This is a genomic window from Thermoanaerobacter sp. YS13, from assembly GCF_000806225.2.
GTDB lineage: Bacteria > Bacillota > Thermoanaerobacteria > Thermoanaerobacterales > Thermoanaerobacteraceae > Thermoanaerobacter > Thermoanaerobacter uzonensis.
Window position 1 is genome coordinate 16862 of record NZ_JOOI01000003.1, and the last position, 15942, is coordinate 32803.

A 15942-nucleotide genomic window follows, 5' to 3' on the forward strand; every position below is an offset into this window, starting at 1 on the left:
GCTAATGTTAGAATAGGAGGAAATAAATATGAGAATTAAGGTAGTACCTTATCCAACTACGATTCTTTTTAATATTGAAGGGATAGATATTATTGGTAATTACAAAACTGGTTCTATGGTTGGACTTAGTGATAAAGGGTTTCGTTTTATAAGAGAAGCATTAAATGGCGAGTCTATTCTCATAGAAGATCTTGATGCGGATGATATTGAGTTATTGAAGGCTTTGCTTAAATATGAAATAGTTCATGATGATTCAATTCATATAGAAGACAAAAATGAAATAGATAGTGCGTATTTACATATTACTAACAAGTGTAATTTACATTGTATAGGTTGTTACTCAAGAGATAATGCGAGGAATAGAGAGGAAGACCTTTCACTAGAGACAATAAATCATATAATTGAAGAATTAAAAAAGTATTCGTTAAAAAATTTAATTATCTCTGGTGGAGAGCCATTTTTAAGAAATGACTTAGATGAAATTGTTAAATATGCAAAAGAAGAAATAATGGTAGAAAAAGTTGTTATTATTACAAATGGTACTATTATAAAAGAAAGCGTATTATACAATATCAAACCATATGTTGATTATATCGCCGTTTCAATTGATGGTTTCAATGAAGAAAATGCTACTTATTTAAGAGATTCCGGTATTTTTAACAAGGTGATACAGACAATTAAACTCATAAAATCATCAGGAATATCAGTGAATATTTTGCCGACCTTGCATAAGAAAAATATTTATCATATTGAGGAATATATTAAACTGGCAAAAAGTCTCAATGTGTCTGTAAGTTTTAGTCTTTTAACGTGTAATTTTAATAATTTAAAAGAATGTGAAGATTTTGTTCCTTCTACGAGTGAATTAATATATCTTGGTGAATATTTGTCAGATAAAATTGGGAAGAATGATATTTCGGTGGAAAATATAAGCGTAGAAGTAAAGAGATCATGTGAGGCAGGGAAAAAATTAATCAGTATTGCTGCAAATGGAGATGTTTATCCTTGTCATATGTTGCATGTGAGAGAATTTTCCTTTGGTAACATTGTAAATACATCCCTAGAAGAAATATTGAATTCTTCTAACGCCAGAAAATTTAGAAATTTGCATGTTGATGATTTTAAAGAATGTAAAAATTGTAAGTATAGATATTTATGTGGTGGTGGATGTAGGGCAAATGCATTTTATTCTTTTTATACTCTTTTTGGAAAGGATAGTTATTGCAGCATGTATACAGAATATTATAAATATGTGGTGAATATACTTAAAAGTTTAAAGAGGGAAAAGAATAAAATAGTATAGAGGGGAAAAGGCAGTGACAGATAATATAGTTTCAGTTAAAAATTTGTGTAAAGGTTTTGCCAAAAATGTAATAATTTTTGAAAATTTGAGCATAGAAATTCCAAAGAATAAAATAATAGGGTTGATTGGATCAAATGGTTCCGGAAAAACTACCTTTATAAAATTGCTCTCAGGGATGATTCTTCCAGATAGTGGTGAAATACTAGTAGACGGATTGAATGTTCAAAAAGAATTTTTGGCAGTAAAAAGAATAATAAGTATTATGCCTGATACAAATAGAAGTCTGTATTGGAATTTATCTGGCTATAAAAACATAGAGTATTTTGCTATCCTAAAAGGTCTTTATAATAAAAGAGAAAGGAATAAAATTATAGAAGAACTTATATCAGAATTGAATATGGAAAGTTTTGTATTTAAGAAAGTGGAATCATATTCAAAAGGTATGAAACAAAGATTGATGTTTTTAATAGCGTTATTGGGTAATCCTAAGTTGCTTTTATTAGATGAGCCATTAAATGGATTAGATTTTGAAAATAGTTTGCTTATAAAAGATATTATTTTAAAATTTGTTAAAAAAGGGTTAAGTGTTATAATTTCAAGTCATGATAAATATTTTTTAGAGGAAATTTGTGATATTAAATATATAATTAAAGATAAAAAACTTGTAATCGCGTCTTCTACTAATTTTGTTAGCAAGGAATTAAGAGTATATTTTAAAATACTAGACTATACCATAGGAGAATCATTAAAAAAATACTGTTATGAGGTTATTGATAATGAAAAAGGTATTTACTCAATACAAATTAAAATGAATGATTATGATTTCTTGTATCTGGCTGCGGAAGCTGTAAAGAATAAAAAAGTAGAAATCTTATCTATAGTTCCTAAGGAGGATAAATAGTGTCATACATAAATAAAATGAGTGTTCTTTTTATTGCTGAAATAAAAAAATTAACAAATTTATTAAAAAATTATCCATTAGATATTATAGGAAATACTGTTTCATTTATAATAGCAATTACAGCAATTATTTTTGGGGTTTATAAATTTAGTAATGTTGATAATGTTGAAAATTTAATTATATATCCCTTATTATTGGCCTTAATAGGAACACCTAGTAGCTCATTGAGAGAGGATATAGAAATTGGAACTTTTGAGCAGGTGTTTAATAGTAATTATACCATTGCTGAAATTTTAATTTGCAGATCGTTAATAAGCTTTATAACTTCTTTTTTCCCAATGACTATTATTTTAATTTTGGTGAGGATTTTTATAAATACTAATACTTTTTTATCACCTTTCACTATCTTACTTACCTTACTTAATGGAATAAGTATAGGGATGATACTTGTTGGGTTAACAATGATGTATAGAAAGGTAGGATCTTTGTTGAATTTAGTATATTTATTAAGTTTGATTGAATTTGTTATTCCATCTAAATATATTTCTTCGGGTAGGTGTATTTTTGAAGCCCTTATTCCGTTTAGCAGTGTGATACTAATGGGTATGAGTACAAATATTACCTTTACAACTCTTTTCATTGCTATCTTTAACACTTTATTTTGGAGTTTTTTAGGGTACATTTTATATAAAAGTATGTATAATTACGCAAGAAAAAGCGGTAAATTGGGTAGATATTGATTTAGGAGGCAATACAGGATGGAGATACTCAGTGTAGAAAATTTAACAAAAAAGTATGGTAAAAAAGTTGTACTGTGTAATGTTAGTATAAAAGTTTCAAAAGGTGAAATTGTAGGATTAGTAGGACCAAACGGTGCAGGAAAGACAACATTTATTAAATGCATCACTGGATTATTAAGGCCTGAAGAAGGTAGTATAAAGCTGTTTGGCTATGATCTATTTCAAAATTATGGTAGAGTGATAAAGGATATTGGTCTACTTTTAGAACCTGCCTTTTACGATTATTTGACTGCCTTAGAAAATTTAAAAATTTTAATGATAGCAAGTAATAACTATAATCTCAAAAAAATTCAAGAGGTAATGGAATTTGTGGGTTTGTGGGAAGTAAGAAATAAATATGTAACTACGTTTTCCTTTGGAATGAAACAAAGATTGGGCTTGGCACAAGCATTAATGAGTGACCCTCAATTTTTAATTCTCGATGAGCCAACGATAGGACTTGATCCAATTGGTGTTAATGAACTTAAAGAAAAACTTGTTTATTTAAGTAAAAATAAGGGAGTAAGTATTTTGTTTTCAAGCCATCAATTGCCACATGTAGAGGAAATATGTGATAAAGTAATTTTGCTAAGAGAAGGAGTTGTATTGTATGATGGTGTTCCTAAAGAAGCTGTAAAACAAAAAGAATACTATATAATTTTATCTAATAAAAAGTTTGATAAAAATACTTTTGAACATGAAATTATGAATAATTATCTTGATTTAAGAGACAATGTTCTAATTGTAAGAAAACAGGAAATTTTAAATAACATATTAAAAAAACTTTATGATCAAAATATTGATATTTTAGACATTGATATCAAAAAAGCAGGTTTATTAGAATTATTTTACATAGAGGGGCAGTGAAAGCAATGGAGAGATTTTATTATATAGAAGTATATAAATTATTCAAGAGAAAAGATGTTTTTTGGTCGTTATTGATATCTGTTTTTTTGCTTCTGCTTTTTGGATTACTTGCAAAAACGGGAAGTGATATATTAACGATAAGGGGAGAGAAATTTTCTGCCATCCAATATGCTATTATGATGTTTGGGTTCTTAAAAACCCTGTTTTTCTTTTGTTTTATATTTATTATATTTACATCTTCAACATTTGCAGGTGAATTGGAAAAGGGTAACTTAAGTTTGCTGCTTGTTAGGTCAGAAAACAGGGTAAAAATAATATTGTCAAAGGTGCTTGCTCTCCTCACTGTTCTGATGGTTTTTATCTTTTTCGTTATTTTTTCCGGTATAATCAGTTATTATATTTTCCTTTATAATATAAAATTTGCAACCAATGAGTTTTTAGGAAAAGAGTATTTAAGATTTTTGTATATGCCTCTTCTTTCAATATTTGAAATTGCTTTGTTAATCATGATTACTATGTTGCTGTCGTTATTTTTTGGTGTTTATAAAACCAATCTTCTGTCCATAGGTTTAATAATTTTAATGAAAGTTCTAGAAAAAGTAGATAAGATAAAAGTATTTATTCCAACTTACTTGGCTGATATAAATGCATGGGGGAATATATATAAAACAGAACACGAGCTTTTAATAAAAGTCATGCAAAATATTGGATTTCTTAGTATATATATCGCAATAGTTTTAATTGTGACATTGTGTTATTTTTCAAAAATGGAAATTAAGAACTAAAAAGGTAGGTTATATATAATGATTAAAGGGAAAATAAAGAAAACTTTAATAAACCCTCGAATGTTGCCTAATGAGTTTTGGGATTTATTAATTGTGCAAAGCGTAAAAATATCTGCTCTAATAGTAATTCCTATTGCTCTTCTTATTGCATTTTTATTTATAACTTCTATATTTTTAAATAGACCAATTATATTAGATATAAATAAAGTTACTTCTCTAAAAGATGTAATAATTTTTTTCTCTATTCCAGTAATATTTTTCTTGGGGGTACTACCAGTTTTATATGAGAGAGTGTATGAAAAGGAGTCCTTTTATAGCATTGGTTTGGTGTATGGAAGAAATAGAATTTATATTTTTTGGATATTAGTTTCGTTTGCAATTTTACTTGCTTCAATATTAACTATTTACCATATTGAACAAACTCTTTTTTTTATTTTGGTTTTACATAACTTTGCTGTAGCACTGTCAGAAGAAATTCTTGTAAGGGGTGTGATATTAACAGAACTCAAGAAAATTTTTAATGTTTATTCTTCTATAGTCATTGATGCTTTAATTTTTGCATTTGTATTTCATGCTAATGAAGATATAAAGATTAATTTATTTATTCGTTTTCCGCTTGGATTAATTTTAGCATTAATAGCAACACGAGTGAAAAGTATCCATCCTTGTGTATTGCTTCATTGGGCTTATAATGTGGCAGTAGTGTTAATATAAGGTTAAAGATTATTGTTGCATCCCTCAAGATTTTAAAGTGATAATAAAATCAAAATGCAATACGAAAATATTTTATGCATATTTTAAAGAGAAAAATCTTTAGATGCCAATTAGGCACCATATATCACCAAATTATTTCTAATATTTAACATATTTTCAAGCAAAATTTATTTTTAAAGTAAGATAATATAAATAATTACAGGAAAAGTATTTGTACTGTAATCTGATTAATATTTTATTGTTTTAAAAAACATTTTGTTTTATAGTGATTATAATTTTCCATGGGAGGTAAGCGTATGAAACGATATATTAGTTTGGGATACGGAGTGAGATTTATTCATAACAAAGATATGGGTTTAATTCTGGATTTCTTAAATTCTAAAATTTTTATTGTAGAAAAGGAAAATATAGAGATTTTAAAAAAAGCTTTAGAAGGTTTTGAATGTAACGAAATGGAAAAGATATATAAAGACAAATGGGGGAAAATCTTAAATTTCCTTATATCCAATAGACTTATAAGATTTACAGAAAAACCTCATATTAAATATTTTCATGATGAATGGCTTGCAGGTACTTCTGTACCAATTGATTTTGACAATATTTCAGAGATAAAAGCAGTATATATAAATTTTGTTTCCAGTTGTTCCCTCGAATGTGAGATATATGAAAAGCCCAGATTATTTCCATGTATAAGTTGTACAAAATTGGCATCTTCAAGTATTCAAGATTACCTACTGAATGAAAATATAATCAACAAGTTTCTTTTTGAATTAACTGAACATGGTTGTGATCAGATTTTTATTACAGGAGGAGACCCATTAGTAAGATTTGATAAGTTGTTAAAATTTATAAGCATTGCTTCTAAATATAAATTTGATTTCTTTCTCATCACGAATGGAATGTTATTAAATGAAGACAGGATTTCTATTTTAAATAAATATCCGATACAGATTTTACTTCAAATTGTTAGTAATAATATTGAATATAATCGCAAAATTAAAAAACTCAGACCTTTGTTTTATCATTCTATAACAGAATTATCAATTGGTACATAATTAACCTATGGGAGATGAAAAGAAATTACTCCACTACCTGCTGCAATATTTTTATGATTTGGATTACGCTTTAACTGTTAGAAACATAAAAGTGTAATAAGGTATAATTATGTTAAGTTTATGTTAAATTTTACTGTAGATTGGAAATAGAAGAAGGATTTTAGGGGATTTTGTAGAATTTATAGTATTGTATTCCATTAATTGTTTTTTTATTTTAGTTTGAGGGATTATAATTTGTATAAATTTTACATAAACGGAGGATGAAAATGGATAGTATACTTTCTGTAAAAAATCTAAAAAAGTATTATCGCAAGGTAAAAACAGGTGATGAAATTTCTTTCGATATGTATCCAGGTGAAGTTGTAGGGCTTATAGGTCCAAATGGTGCAGGGAAAAGTACTACTTTAAGGATTTGATGGGAGTGAGAGCTATGTCAAAAGAAAGAGAATATTATTTCATAGGAAAGAGAAGAGATACTGATATATGGGAAGTTATGCTTAAATATGGTGTACTTTCAGCATCTCATTTTGAAGTTCGATTTCCTGATGATCCAACAATGACACTTTCTGAAGGAAGAGAAGAATTTCTTGGGCTACCTAAAATTTCTGTGGAGCCATGGAGTGGTATGAAGGGAGCTATTGCTATAAAAGGGGAGATGACAAAAGAGGCAAGAGAATTATTCTTACAAATTATAGAAACCAGAAGAATAAGGCTTTGGGATTTTATACTTTTTAGGGATGGAGGAAAACTTCTATCAGTTTCAGATTTTGATGATCGCATTGTGACGGAGAATTTTGCTAAAGAATTTATGGAAAAACTCTTTCTTAATTGGTTTGAACCTATTCCAGAACCGGAAATTAAATCAGAGGGAATTTTAAGAGATTTTCTTGAAGAAGTCAGTCTGCCGATTCAAAAAGCATTATCTAAATTGGTACTAGACCTAAAAAATAATAAAAATTGAAGGTGAGGGGTAATTTTGGTAGAAGTTATTGGGCTTACTAAAGTGTTTAAAAACATTAAAGCAGTAGACAATTTAAGTTTTAAGGTAGAAGAAGGAGAAATATATGGTCTTTTGGGTGAAAATGGCGCAGGCAAAACCACAACTTTAAGAATGCTTGCTACAATGTTAAAGCCTACGAATGGAACAGCCATTATAAATAGAAAAGACTTGATAAAAGAACCAGAAGATATAAGAAAAGAAGTTGGGATACTTTTTGGAGGAGAAAGTGGTTTATACGACAGGCTTACTGCAAGAGAAAATATACTTTATTTTGCAGAGCTTTATGATATGGATAAAAAGGAGGCAAATAAAAAAATTGATATATTAGCCCGTAAATTTGATATGACTGAATTTATTGATAGACCAGCAGGCAAGCTTTCAAAAGGAATGAAGCAAAAGGTGGCAATTTTAAGATCAATAATACATGACCCTAAGGTGATGCTTTTTGATGAGCCAACGTCAGGACTCGATGTAGGTTCAGTAAGAGAAGTGCACGACTTTATAAGGTTTTGTAAAGAAGAAGGAAAGACAATTATTTTCTCAAGCCACAGCATGTCAGAGGTAGAAAAACTTTGCGACAAGATAGGTATAATACACAAAGGAAAACGTATAGAGGAAGGGACTATAAAAGATTTAAAGGAGAAATACAAAACAGACAATCTTGAAGAGTTATTTATGGAATTGGTAGGTGAGAAAATTGAAGTTTAAGCATGTATACATAGTTTTGAAAAAAGAGCTAAAGGACATTTTTAGAGATAAAAAGACATGGATTGTTACAATTTTACTTCCTGCTCTTTTTATTCCTATAATGATGTACATAGTAATAGGTGGAGCAGAAAGCATATCAGAGCAAAAAATAAGCGATACAAAAATAGTAGTTTTGGATGAAGGAAATAATGCAAAATTTATAAATTATTTAAAATCGACAGGAATAAGTATAGTAACGGGTTTGCAAAATCCCAAAGAAAGTCTTGAAAAAGGCGATATAAGGGCAATTGTAGTTATACCTTCTGATTTTGACAAAAATATAGAAGAAGGTAGAAATACTGATTTAACAATTCAGGTAGACATGTCAAATATGAAATCTTCAAATGCAGAGAATATGATAAGAGGTCTTATAAAAGAATATGCGAATAATATTGTAAAAGAAAGACTTATAGCTAAAGGCATAGATCCTAAAATATTAGATCCAATTACAATAAAGACAGAAAATATTGCCTCACAGAGTAAAATGGCAGGGTCTTTTTTAGCATTCATTGTGCCAATGCTTTTGACTTTATGGACGGCAACAGGAGGTATGGGAGCAGCTGTTGATTTGGCAGCAGGTGAGAAAGAAAGAGGTACGTTAGAACCTTTACTTACGACTTCTGCATCAAGACTTTCTATAATGGCGGGCAAATACTTAGCTGTAACAACCATGGCACTTATAAGTGCTATTGCTTCACTTTTGGGACTTTTTGCTTCCTTTTCTTTAAATAAAGATATGGCATCTTTAAATGCCGATTTTAGGTTGAATATAGGCGCAATAGTTGTCATGTTCGTGGCTGCCTTTTTCACAGCATCAATATTTGCAGCACTGGAGCTTGCTTTAAGTGCATATGCAAAATCTTTTAAAGAAGGGCAGACATATATTTCACCTTTAATGTTTATTGCAATAATTCCGGCATATTTGGTTATGTATAAAATGCCAAATGAAATACCTATATCTTATTTTTCAATACCTGTATTTGGGACTATTTCAATATTTAAAGAATTACTTTATGGAATTGTTAATATGACACACATAGGGATATTTGTATTTTCATCAATAGTATATGTGGTTATTAGTATATATATAGCAGCACTAATGTTTAAACAAGAATGGGCATTATTTAGGGTGTAAAAACTTTTATAAGTAGCAAAGGTAAGTAAAACAAACACTGAGGACGGTTTACTTCATCTGTTTTTTCAGATGAAGTAAACCGTCTTCTATGTTTTAAATTGTAACCGTTTTGTAACAAAATTTAAGAAGTTATTAATAAATTTTAACAATTAAAGAGGTATAATGGAAGAAAAGGGAGGGGTAAGGAGGAAAAAAATGAAAGAAAATGAGGTAGAATTTACTTTTATTGGGTATTTAGCTAGATATATCAAGTTTGAATCTATAAAGCTTAAAAAGAAATATCAAGAAGTAAAATATAGAGAACTTTTAATATTAGATGCACCGAGAAATAATGTAAGCAGCGATAGTAAAGAAGAGGTAGTTGATAGCATAACAGGCAATTATATCTCCATTGAGGATGAGGTAATAGATAAATGTATGCTTTTAAAATATAAAGAATTACTTGAACCAGAAGAATTTAAAATACTACTGCTAAACATTATAGAAGGAATACCTCAAAAAGAAATTGCATCAATACTCAATAAAACGCAGTCTTGTATAAGCAAAATGAAGAAAAGGGTTCTTAGAAAATTGGAAAAATTCATAAAGGAAGTTTAAAATTATGGAGGAGCGTGGAAGGCTTTTTGGAATTATTTTGAAAGCAAAACAGGGGGATAAAGAGGCTATAGAGGAAATAATAAAGCGCTTTGAGTCCTTAATAATGGGTAGTATAAAAGATGTAGACGAAGAAATAAAAGAAGAGTTAAGACAGGATTTAATCGAGATTATAATAAAAGCAGTAAAGAATTTCAAGACAAATTGAAAAATAAATTTTGAATTATGGAATATTTTTTAGAAATTTTAGCTTTTATATAGATAGAGGGGGAAATAAAAAAGTGGGAGGTGAAAATGTTTGTAAAACGTTCCCCTGAAATAAAAAAGGGAGGAGATTATAGGGAAAATCCCACATAAAAGATATAAAATTCAAGAGTGGTAGAAAAAAGTATGTCTGCAGAATGGCTTAAATGAAGGCTTTTGAATTTTGCATAAATCTAAAGTATATAATAGAAAAGCGGTATTTCAAAAAGACATTTAAAAATATCTGTAAGTGAAAGATGTTTTAAGTTAAAAAATTAGAGAGGAGGATTATATAAAATTGAAGAAAATAATTAGCATGGTTGTAATTTTCATGATGTTGATCAATTTAGGTTTCGCATTTGGAATGGAGAATGAAACGCTGTTTTCAAAAAATAATGAAATAAGTTTGCTAAATGGAATAGTTAATCCTGATTATGTTGACTATCCAGATGGGACTGTGGATATTCAAATTGAACCGCCAATTACAGATGGTAATACTATTCCCGATGATTCGAGAAGTGGAACTGCAAGTGCCATATGGGATATTGGGCTAAGAATAGGAAGTTATTTTTTTAGAACTGCTGGAAATATTATTTTAGATGTGGCTACAATGGCATTTAACTTAACAGAAACTCATATCAATAAAAATAAAGGAGCCTCGGTTCATTTATATCATTCTTATACATACAGAAACAAAGTTGCAAAAGTTTATAACAAAAGTACCAGGACATGGAAAACTTATGTAATAGAGGGGAATAGAGAGTGGTATAGGCATGAGTTTGCTTCTTTTGCACAAACTAATGGATATGCAGCGACAGCCTCAGTAGATTTTACTGCTGATAAGGGATATCCACCGATTCATGTGGATGTAGCACCTCATTATTATGACGATAACTGGATTAGAGATATGGCTCAGTATAATTACTATTTTAACAGAGGAGTTACTGAGGAATATGGATGGAGGTAATAGTATGAACATCAAACGAATAATATTTTATGTACTATTGATTGCTGTTATATTAGGGGCTTTTGTGGGTTACGATTATTATAACTACAATAGAAGTCATCTATTTTTATACAATACTAATAAAGCTCCTGATTTGAATTATTCTACGCAGAGTAATAATTTTAAAATTTATACTCTAATTGAGGTGGGAAAGAAATACCAATTTTCTGGCAATGAAACTTCTGAATGGGCTAAAAATGCAAAAGAAGCTCAAGAATCCAATAAATATACTTCTTTACAGTATAAGATAATAATAGAAAATATTAGTGATAAAGTTATCAAAGACTTTAAAGCACAAGCATTTGTTGACGAAGGATTGGAGCCATATATAATGTCTGGGATATTATATTTTGGTACTCTAAAGAATCAAAAGATAGATTTAAATGTGAAGAATAATGAGAAGATGGATTATATGACAGAAATTGATCGGCTTACCTGGTTGCCAAATATAAATCAAATTGATGTAAAAGATAGGGAAAAAATTTTGGAAGCTATTAGAAAGCCTATAAAACTCATAATTAAGTGGAGGGCTGGAGAAGAATATTTGCTTTTAGAAAATGCTGAAGTGAAGATATATTGAAAATAGATGAATAAAATTTGCTACTTAATAAAAATGAAATTTGATAGAAAGGTCAAGTCCAAATTTTTGTGTAAAATCCCCCTGGTTAGTTGTTAGAATATGAACGTTCTTTATCACCACCGTTCAATTCATTGTACTGCTTCCGCCCCATGGTGTCAAGGATACGCTACGCCGGGCTTTTGCCCGTCCTTGACACCATGGAGCTCCAGCAGTTATTAAAAACTAACGGTGGTGATAGAGTTCATTTTATTAAATAACCTTATCTTTCGATTTTTTTGAAATTTCTTTTTGCCATTCGAAATACTCAGTCATATCTAAATACTTTCTCCCTGAAACCCATTTTTTATCTTGTTCCATTAACAATGCTCCTATTAGACGAATGCCAGATTCTCGACTTGAGACGTCGGGGACGGTTCCGTGCGCTGAGAAGAGCTCATGCGTTAAAGCAGGTGCGAATCCTGCCCGGTAAAGCCTAGCCAGCAACCGGTACTTAGCCTTGGGGTATATATGGTGACATATATAGCTAAGCGTAGGCAAAGGAGATAGCAGGCCGAAAATCGAAAGATTGAAGGTGTTGAGCCCCGAAATCCCTAGACAGGAAGGCCGATGCTGTGGAACCGGCAGAAGGCAAAACATTGATATTTGGGATGGCGAGAATAGCAATGCTTCCTCGGGGTCATAGGCCTTGGCATGTTATACAATATTAACGCATAGGGAACTCAGGAGGTCCTGCAACTCCCAGAAAGGGTACGATAAACAAGTGTAAAATACAAGGATATCGGAAGGTTAGCAGGAAGTCGGATTACAGCATAGTACTGATGAAACTGAGTAATGACAGGGGAGGGAAGGCTGTAACATATCATCGACCTCATAAGGGAAACATCAAACACACTGGAGGTGTAACAAGAGATGGAAACAGAACTAACGAGGATAGCGGAAGTCGTAGCAAAACATCCAAGAGACAAACTACAGACACTAGTGCACTTCATAAATGAAGAGACACTAAAACAACAGCACAAGAAAATGACAGGAAACAAAGCACCTGGCATAGACAAAATAACAAAGGAAGAATACGGAGAGAACTTAACAGAGAACATAGAGAACCTAATGGCAAGGATGAAAAGACAGGCATATATGTCAATTCTCAAATTAAATCTCCAAAGATTTTCAAATTATAATGGCATTTTTTAAGTGCATAAAAGTATTTTTTCTCAAATTATTACAGCCTGATTAAAAATTTTTTCCACTTTTTAAGAGCATAACCGCCAAAATATGTTAATATCTGTTATTGGCAATTTGGGTTAATTGAAGTATAATAAAAAATGAGAGTAGCGAAAGCTACTACTCTCATAAACTGATTTCATTTTGTGCCTGGTATATTACTTCTTCATCTATTTCTCTTAGCCTTTTAGAATACGCATAGAGTAAAGAAGCTGTTACCAGGTTATTTATTATCCTTGGGAGCCCTTTTGTTAGAGAATATATTGCCTCATATGCTGATGGTGTAAATATATCATCCATCACTCCAGCTATTTTCATTCTTGTTTTTATATAATCTTGAATTTCTTCTTTTTTTAGCCCTTGCATTACATACTTTATAGAAATTCTTTGCCTTAGTGCACTGTTTACATTCAAGGCTAGTTTGTTTCTTATGTGTGGTTGTCCTGAAAGTATCAATATATACGGGTTTTGAGAATCCATATTAAAGTTAAATATTATTCTCAAATCTTCAAGAACATCATTAGAAACCAGTTGTATTTCATCTAATATTATGACAGGAGTTATCTTCTGGCTGTAATAAAGTTCTGTTATCGCTCTTTGTATCTGGTGAAAGAGCGTTACTTTTTTGTATGAGGGTGTTTCGCCTAAAATCATAGCCAATGCTTGATAGAATTCTCTCACTGTGAGTGTAGAAAGGGCAAAGTAACATGGTTTAAATGTAGAACGATTGAGGCTTTCAGCATATTTTCTTAATGCGGTAGATTTGCCTGAACCGGCCTCCCCAACGACAAGTCCTATACCCCTTGTTTCTTGTAAATATTTTAGCCTGGCATTTAATTCAGCAATGTCTTCACTTATGTAAAGGTCGTTTACACTTATCTCTTTAGAAAATGGATTAAATTTCATTCCAAAATATTGGGTAAACATTGTAAACACCTCTTTTTTTAATCAATGATATCATTAAAGGATATTACTGGGGAATTAGGTTTTGCCGCAAAATCCACAGTATCTTCATTTTCGCTTACAACCTTTCTGTCTTCGATATATTCTACAGGAATTTTAGCATTATCATGAAAATTTACCTTATACGCTTCCCCTACTTTTTTGCCTTCATGAAAAAGTAAAAGGGGTGTATTATCCTTAAGCCACTGCGGATCATATCTGACTTCTAAGCGCATACCTTTAAACTTTTCTTCTGTTTCATAAAGTATATTTTCCACTTTAAGTGTAGCATCTTTGTTTACTTTACGATTTACTCTTATGAGAAAACATTCATTCAACATATCTATGTCACCACACATATTTACCCTTGATATTTGAGACATGAAAAAATCTAAAGGACTCATGCCAATACTGCTGTGTTCTTTTCGGTTGTAATCCTCCTCCAACCATTTAAAAAACATCATATTAAGCTCATCTATACTCTTTATGGATGTAGGATCTATTGTGCTTAAAAATCTCATTCTCACCGTATGAAAGAATCTTTCTACTTTCCCTTTTGAATGAGGTGAAAAGGGCTCAGCATGAATAAGAGATGTACCTAGTGAAGCACAGATATAATCCAATTGAGTGCTTCTATATATCTTTCCATTGTCAGTGTAGAGCATTTTGGGTATTCCCCTTCTTAGCACTGCTTCTTTAAATGAGTCTCTTAAAGCTAAAAAATTCTGGGTATAGTAAAAGCGAGCATAGGTACACAGCCTGGAAGCATCATCTATATATGCAATAAGGTACGTTTGCCTTTTTGTTTTACCTTCTTTAATATATGACCCATACATGACATCAGTTTGCCACAGTTCATTGATGTATTCATGGGAAAACCTCTTTGTTTTACCCTCTTTTTCTTTATCTAAAGATTTTACAGGAATGTTTTTCAAAAACCTATAGAATGTCGAAAGGGATACTTTATCCGGTGATATTATTCCCTCTCCTATCAATGTCTCATAAAGAAGTTTGTTTGGCATTTCAGGATGTTCAAGCTTCTTTTGCTTTATTTTCTCTGAAAGTTCAAAGTCTATCTTTCTGTATTTGCCTCTGTCGCTTCGATAACCCGGCTTTAACGCTTCTATACCGCCTCTTAAATACTGATATAGCCACCCTCTAAGTGTCTTGGGAGTATATCTTCTCATTCCAAGATAAGGTATCTCAATAGGTTTATCGGAAAGAGCATCAAAATATTCTTTCTGATTTTTTACCTGTCCGTTTAGCACCGGACTTATCAGTGAAAATCTCTTTAATGCTATAGCTTCTCTCGCTTTTTCATCAAGCATTTATATGTTCCCACTTCACTTTTTTGATTTCTTAATCGTAATTTTAGCTCATACCTGGGGGACATTAAAGGAAAAAGTTATGTTGCTAAGAAAAAATCAAAATTTTTATTTAAATCTTTCGGATTTAATGCTAAAATTATGTGAGAGAGGCCAGAAATGATTTTTGGCAATGAGCATAAAACCGTTGGGAGAAGAGTGGTACAATGCTTATTATGTCCAAAATCTCTCTGGCCCTCTCTATTTGTGAGTCAGTCTCAGATAACTTTATGTAAGGGTCTATTTGCCTTAATCCGTATATGATAAAACTTAAATTATTCATTATCCTTTTGGTGTAAAAATATATATGCTGTCTTGAAAATAGTATGGTGGGAAAGTTTCTTTTTAAGTCACTTATGAAAGAACTGAGAGTTTTTTCTCTTGTAAGTGTCTCTTTTAAAGACTTTACAATCATATTGAAAGAATACTGAAAATGGGGAAGACAGAAATCAGGAAGGTAGGAAAGAGTTCTTTTACACACAGGACATATATATCTTCTTATGGCTATTTTTATACAGTTAGGTCCATCTAAATAGTAACGGTAATAAAACCCGTGCTTTTTTAGTTTTACTCTACACTTGCAATCGGGATAAGGACATCTATCTGGTGGGTCAGGAAAATTGTAATCTTTACCTTTATGTAAATATTCTTCAATGTTATCAACATGGAAAATTATTTGCATAAGTAACCTCTCCAATTAAAATTA

19 protein-coding genes and 1 pseudogene are annotated in these 15942 nt (G+C 30.7%); 16 read left to right on the forward strand and 4 right to left on the reverse strand.

Annotation, left to right across the window (positions count from 1 at the left end; all coding sequences use genetic code 11):
- The first annotated feature begins 28 nt into the window (after window positions 1-28).
- From THYS13_RS12245 to THYS13_RS12310, 15 genes are all read left to right on the forward strand, one after another.
- Window positions 29-1303 carry a radical SAM protein gene (locus THYS13_RS12245; RefSeq protein ID WP_042834825.1) on the forward strand — a complete coding sequence of 425 codons (1275 nt, stop codon included), beginning with the start codon at window positions 29-31 and terminating at the stop codon, window positions 1301-1303.
- 13 nt (window positions 1304-1316) lie between these two features.
- Window positions 1317-2204, forward strand: coding sequence for an ABC transporter ATP-binding protein (locus THYS13_RS12250; RefSeq protein WP_052210533.1), 888 nt, complete (start codon window positions 1317-1319; stop codon window positions 2202-2204).
- Window positions 2204-2944 carry an ABC transporter permease gene (locus THYS13_RS12255; protein WP_042834826.1) on the forward strand — a complete coding sequence of 247 codons (741 nt, stop codon included), beginning with the start codon at window positions 2204-2206 and terminating at the stop codon, window positions 2942-2944. The genes THYS13_RS12250 and THYS13_RS12255 overlap by 1 nt, the downstream gene beginning before the upstream one ends.
- An 18-nt stretch (window positions 2945-2962) precedes the next feature.
- Window positions 2963-3850 carry an ABC transporter ATP-binding protein gene (locus THYS13_RS12260; RefSeq protein ID WP_042834827.1) on the forward strand — a complete coding sequence of 296 codons (888 nt, stop codon included), beginning with the start codon at window positions 2963-2965 and terminating at the stop codon, window positions 3848-3850.
- A gap of 5 nt (window positions 3851-3855) precedes the next feature.
- Window positions 3856-4635, forward strand: coding sequence for an ABC transporter permease subunit (locus THYS13_RS12265; protein WP_153039616.1), 780 nt, complete (start codon window positions 3856-3858; stop codon window positions 4633-4635).
- Between the two features lie 18 nt (window positions 4636-4653).
- On the forward strand, window positions 4654-5349 hold the full coding sequence (locus tag THYS13_RS12270) for a CPBP family intramembrane glutamic endopeptidase (RefSeq protein WP_029687979.1): 696 nt from the start codon (window positions 4654-4656) through the stop codon (window positions 5347-5349).
- A 296-nt stretch (window positions 5350-5645) separates the two neighbouring features.
- Complete coding sequence (locus tag THYS13_RS12275) at window positions 5646-6404, forward strand: radical SAM protein (protein WP_235603400.1); 759 nt, start codon at window positions 5646-5648, stop codon at window positions 6402-6404.
- Between the two features lie 266 nt (window positions 6405-6670).
- Window positions 6671-6820, forward strand: a complete 150-nt coding sequence (locus THYS13_RS14010) for an ATP-binding cassette domain-containing protein (RefSeq protein ID WP_082990422.1) — start codon at window positions 6671-6673, stop codon at window positions 6818-6820.
- 14 nt (window positions 6821-6834) lie between these two features.
- Window positions 6835-7365: a hypothetical protein gene (locus THYS13_RS12280; protein ID WP_042834829.1), complete on the forward strand. Its 531-nt coding sequence runs from the start codon at window positions 6835-6837 to the stop codon at window positions 7363-7365.
- A gap of 15 nt (window positions 7366-7380) precedes the next feature.
- On the forward strand, window positions 7381-8112 hold the full coding sequence (locus tag THYS13_RS12285) for an ATP-binding cassette domain-containing protein (RefSeq protein WP_042834830.1): 732 nt from the start codon (window positions 7381-7383) through the stop codon (window positions 8110-8112).
- Window positions 8093-9286 (forward strand): ABC transporter permease, encoded by a 1194-nt coding sequence (locus THYS13_RS12290; RefSeq protein WP_201035690.1) that lies wholly within the window; start codon window positions 8093-8095, stop codon window positions 9284-9286. Before THYS13_RS12285 ends, THYS13_RS12290 begins: the two co-directional genes overlap by 20 nt.
- A 195-nt stretch (window positions 9287-9481) precedes the next feature.
- Window positions 9482-9883, forward strand: coding sequence for a sigma factor-like helix-turn-helix DNA-binding protein (locus THYS13_RS12295; RefSeq protein WP_042835083.1), 402 nt, complete (start codon window positions 9482-9484; stop codon window positions 9881-9883).
- 4 nt (window positions 9884-9887) lie between these two features.
- Entirely contained in the window at window positions 9888-10088 is a 201-nt protein-coding gene (locus tag THYS13_RS12300) for a helix-turn-helix domain-containing protein (protein WP_042834832.1), read from the forward strand.
- 333 nt (window positions 10089-10421) lie between these two features.
- Window positions 10422-11090 (forward strand): hypothetical protein, encoded by a 669-nt coding sequence (locus THYS13_RS12305; RefSeq protein ID WP_042834833.1) that lies wholly within the window; start codon window positions 10422-10424, stop codon window positions 11088-11090.
- A 4-nt stretch (window positions 11091-11094) separates the two neighbouring features.
- Entirely contained in the window at window positions 11095-11709 is a 615-nt protein-coding gene (locus THYS13_RS12310; protein WP_201035691.1) for a hypothetical protein, read from the forward strand.
- Between the two features lie 249 nt (window positions 11710-11958).
- Here the strand turns inward: THYS13_RS12310 and THYS13_RS14215 are convergent.
- Window positions 11959-12105, reverse strand: a pseudogene (locus tag THYS13_RS14215) (IS256 family transposase); the annotation flags it as partial.
- 513 nt (window positions 12106-12618) lie between these two features.
- Between THYS13_RS14215 and THYS13_RS12315 the strand changes: the two are divergent.
- Window positions 12619-12900 (forward strand): hypothetical protein, encoded by a 282-nt coding sequence (locus tag THYS13_RS12315; protein WP_042834835.1) that lies wholly within the window; start codon window positions 12619-12621, stop codon window positions 12898-12900.
- Window positions 12901-13056: 156 nt separating this feature from the next.
- Here the strand turns inward: THYS13_RS12315 and THYS13_RS12320 are convergent, their stop codons facing one another.
- The 3 genes from THYS13_RS12320 to THYS13_RS12330 all read right to left on the reverse strand — a co-directional run bounded on the left by THYS13_RS12320 (window position 13057) and on the right by THYS13_RS12330 (window position 15918).
- Window positions 13057-13857, reverse strand: a complete 801-nt coding sequence (locus THYS13_RS12320; RefSeq protein WP_009051793.1) for an ExeA family protein — start codon at window positions 13855-13857, stop codon at window positions 13057-13059.
- A 17-nt stretch (window positions 13858-13874) separates the two neighbouring features.
- Window positions 13875-15200, reverse strand: coding sequence for an IS481 family transposase (locus tag THYS13_RS12325; protein ID WP_042834836.1), 1326 nt, complete (start codon window positions 15198-15200; stop codon window positions 13875-13877).
- Window positions 15201-15336: 136 nt separating this feature from the next.
- On the reverse strand, window positions 15337-15918 hold the full coding sequence (locus THYS13_RS12330; protein ID WP_042834837.1) for a DUF6431 domain-containing protein: 582 nt from the start codon (window positions 15916-15918) through the stop codon (window positions 15337-15339).
- Between the last annotated feature and the right edge of the window lie 24 nt (window positions 15919-15942).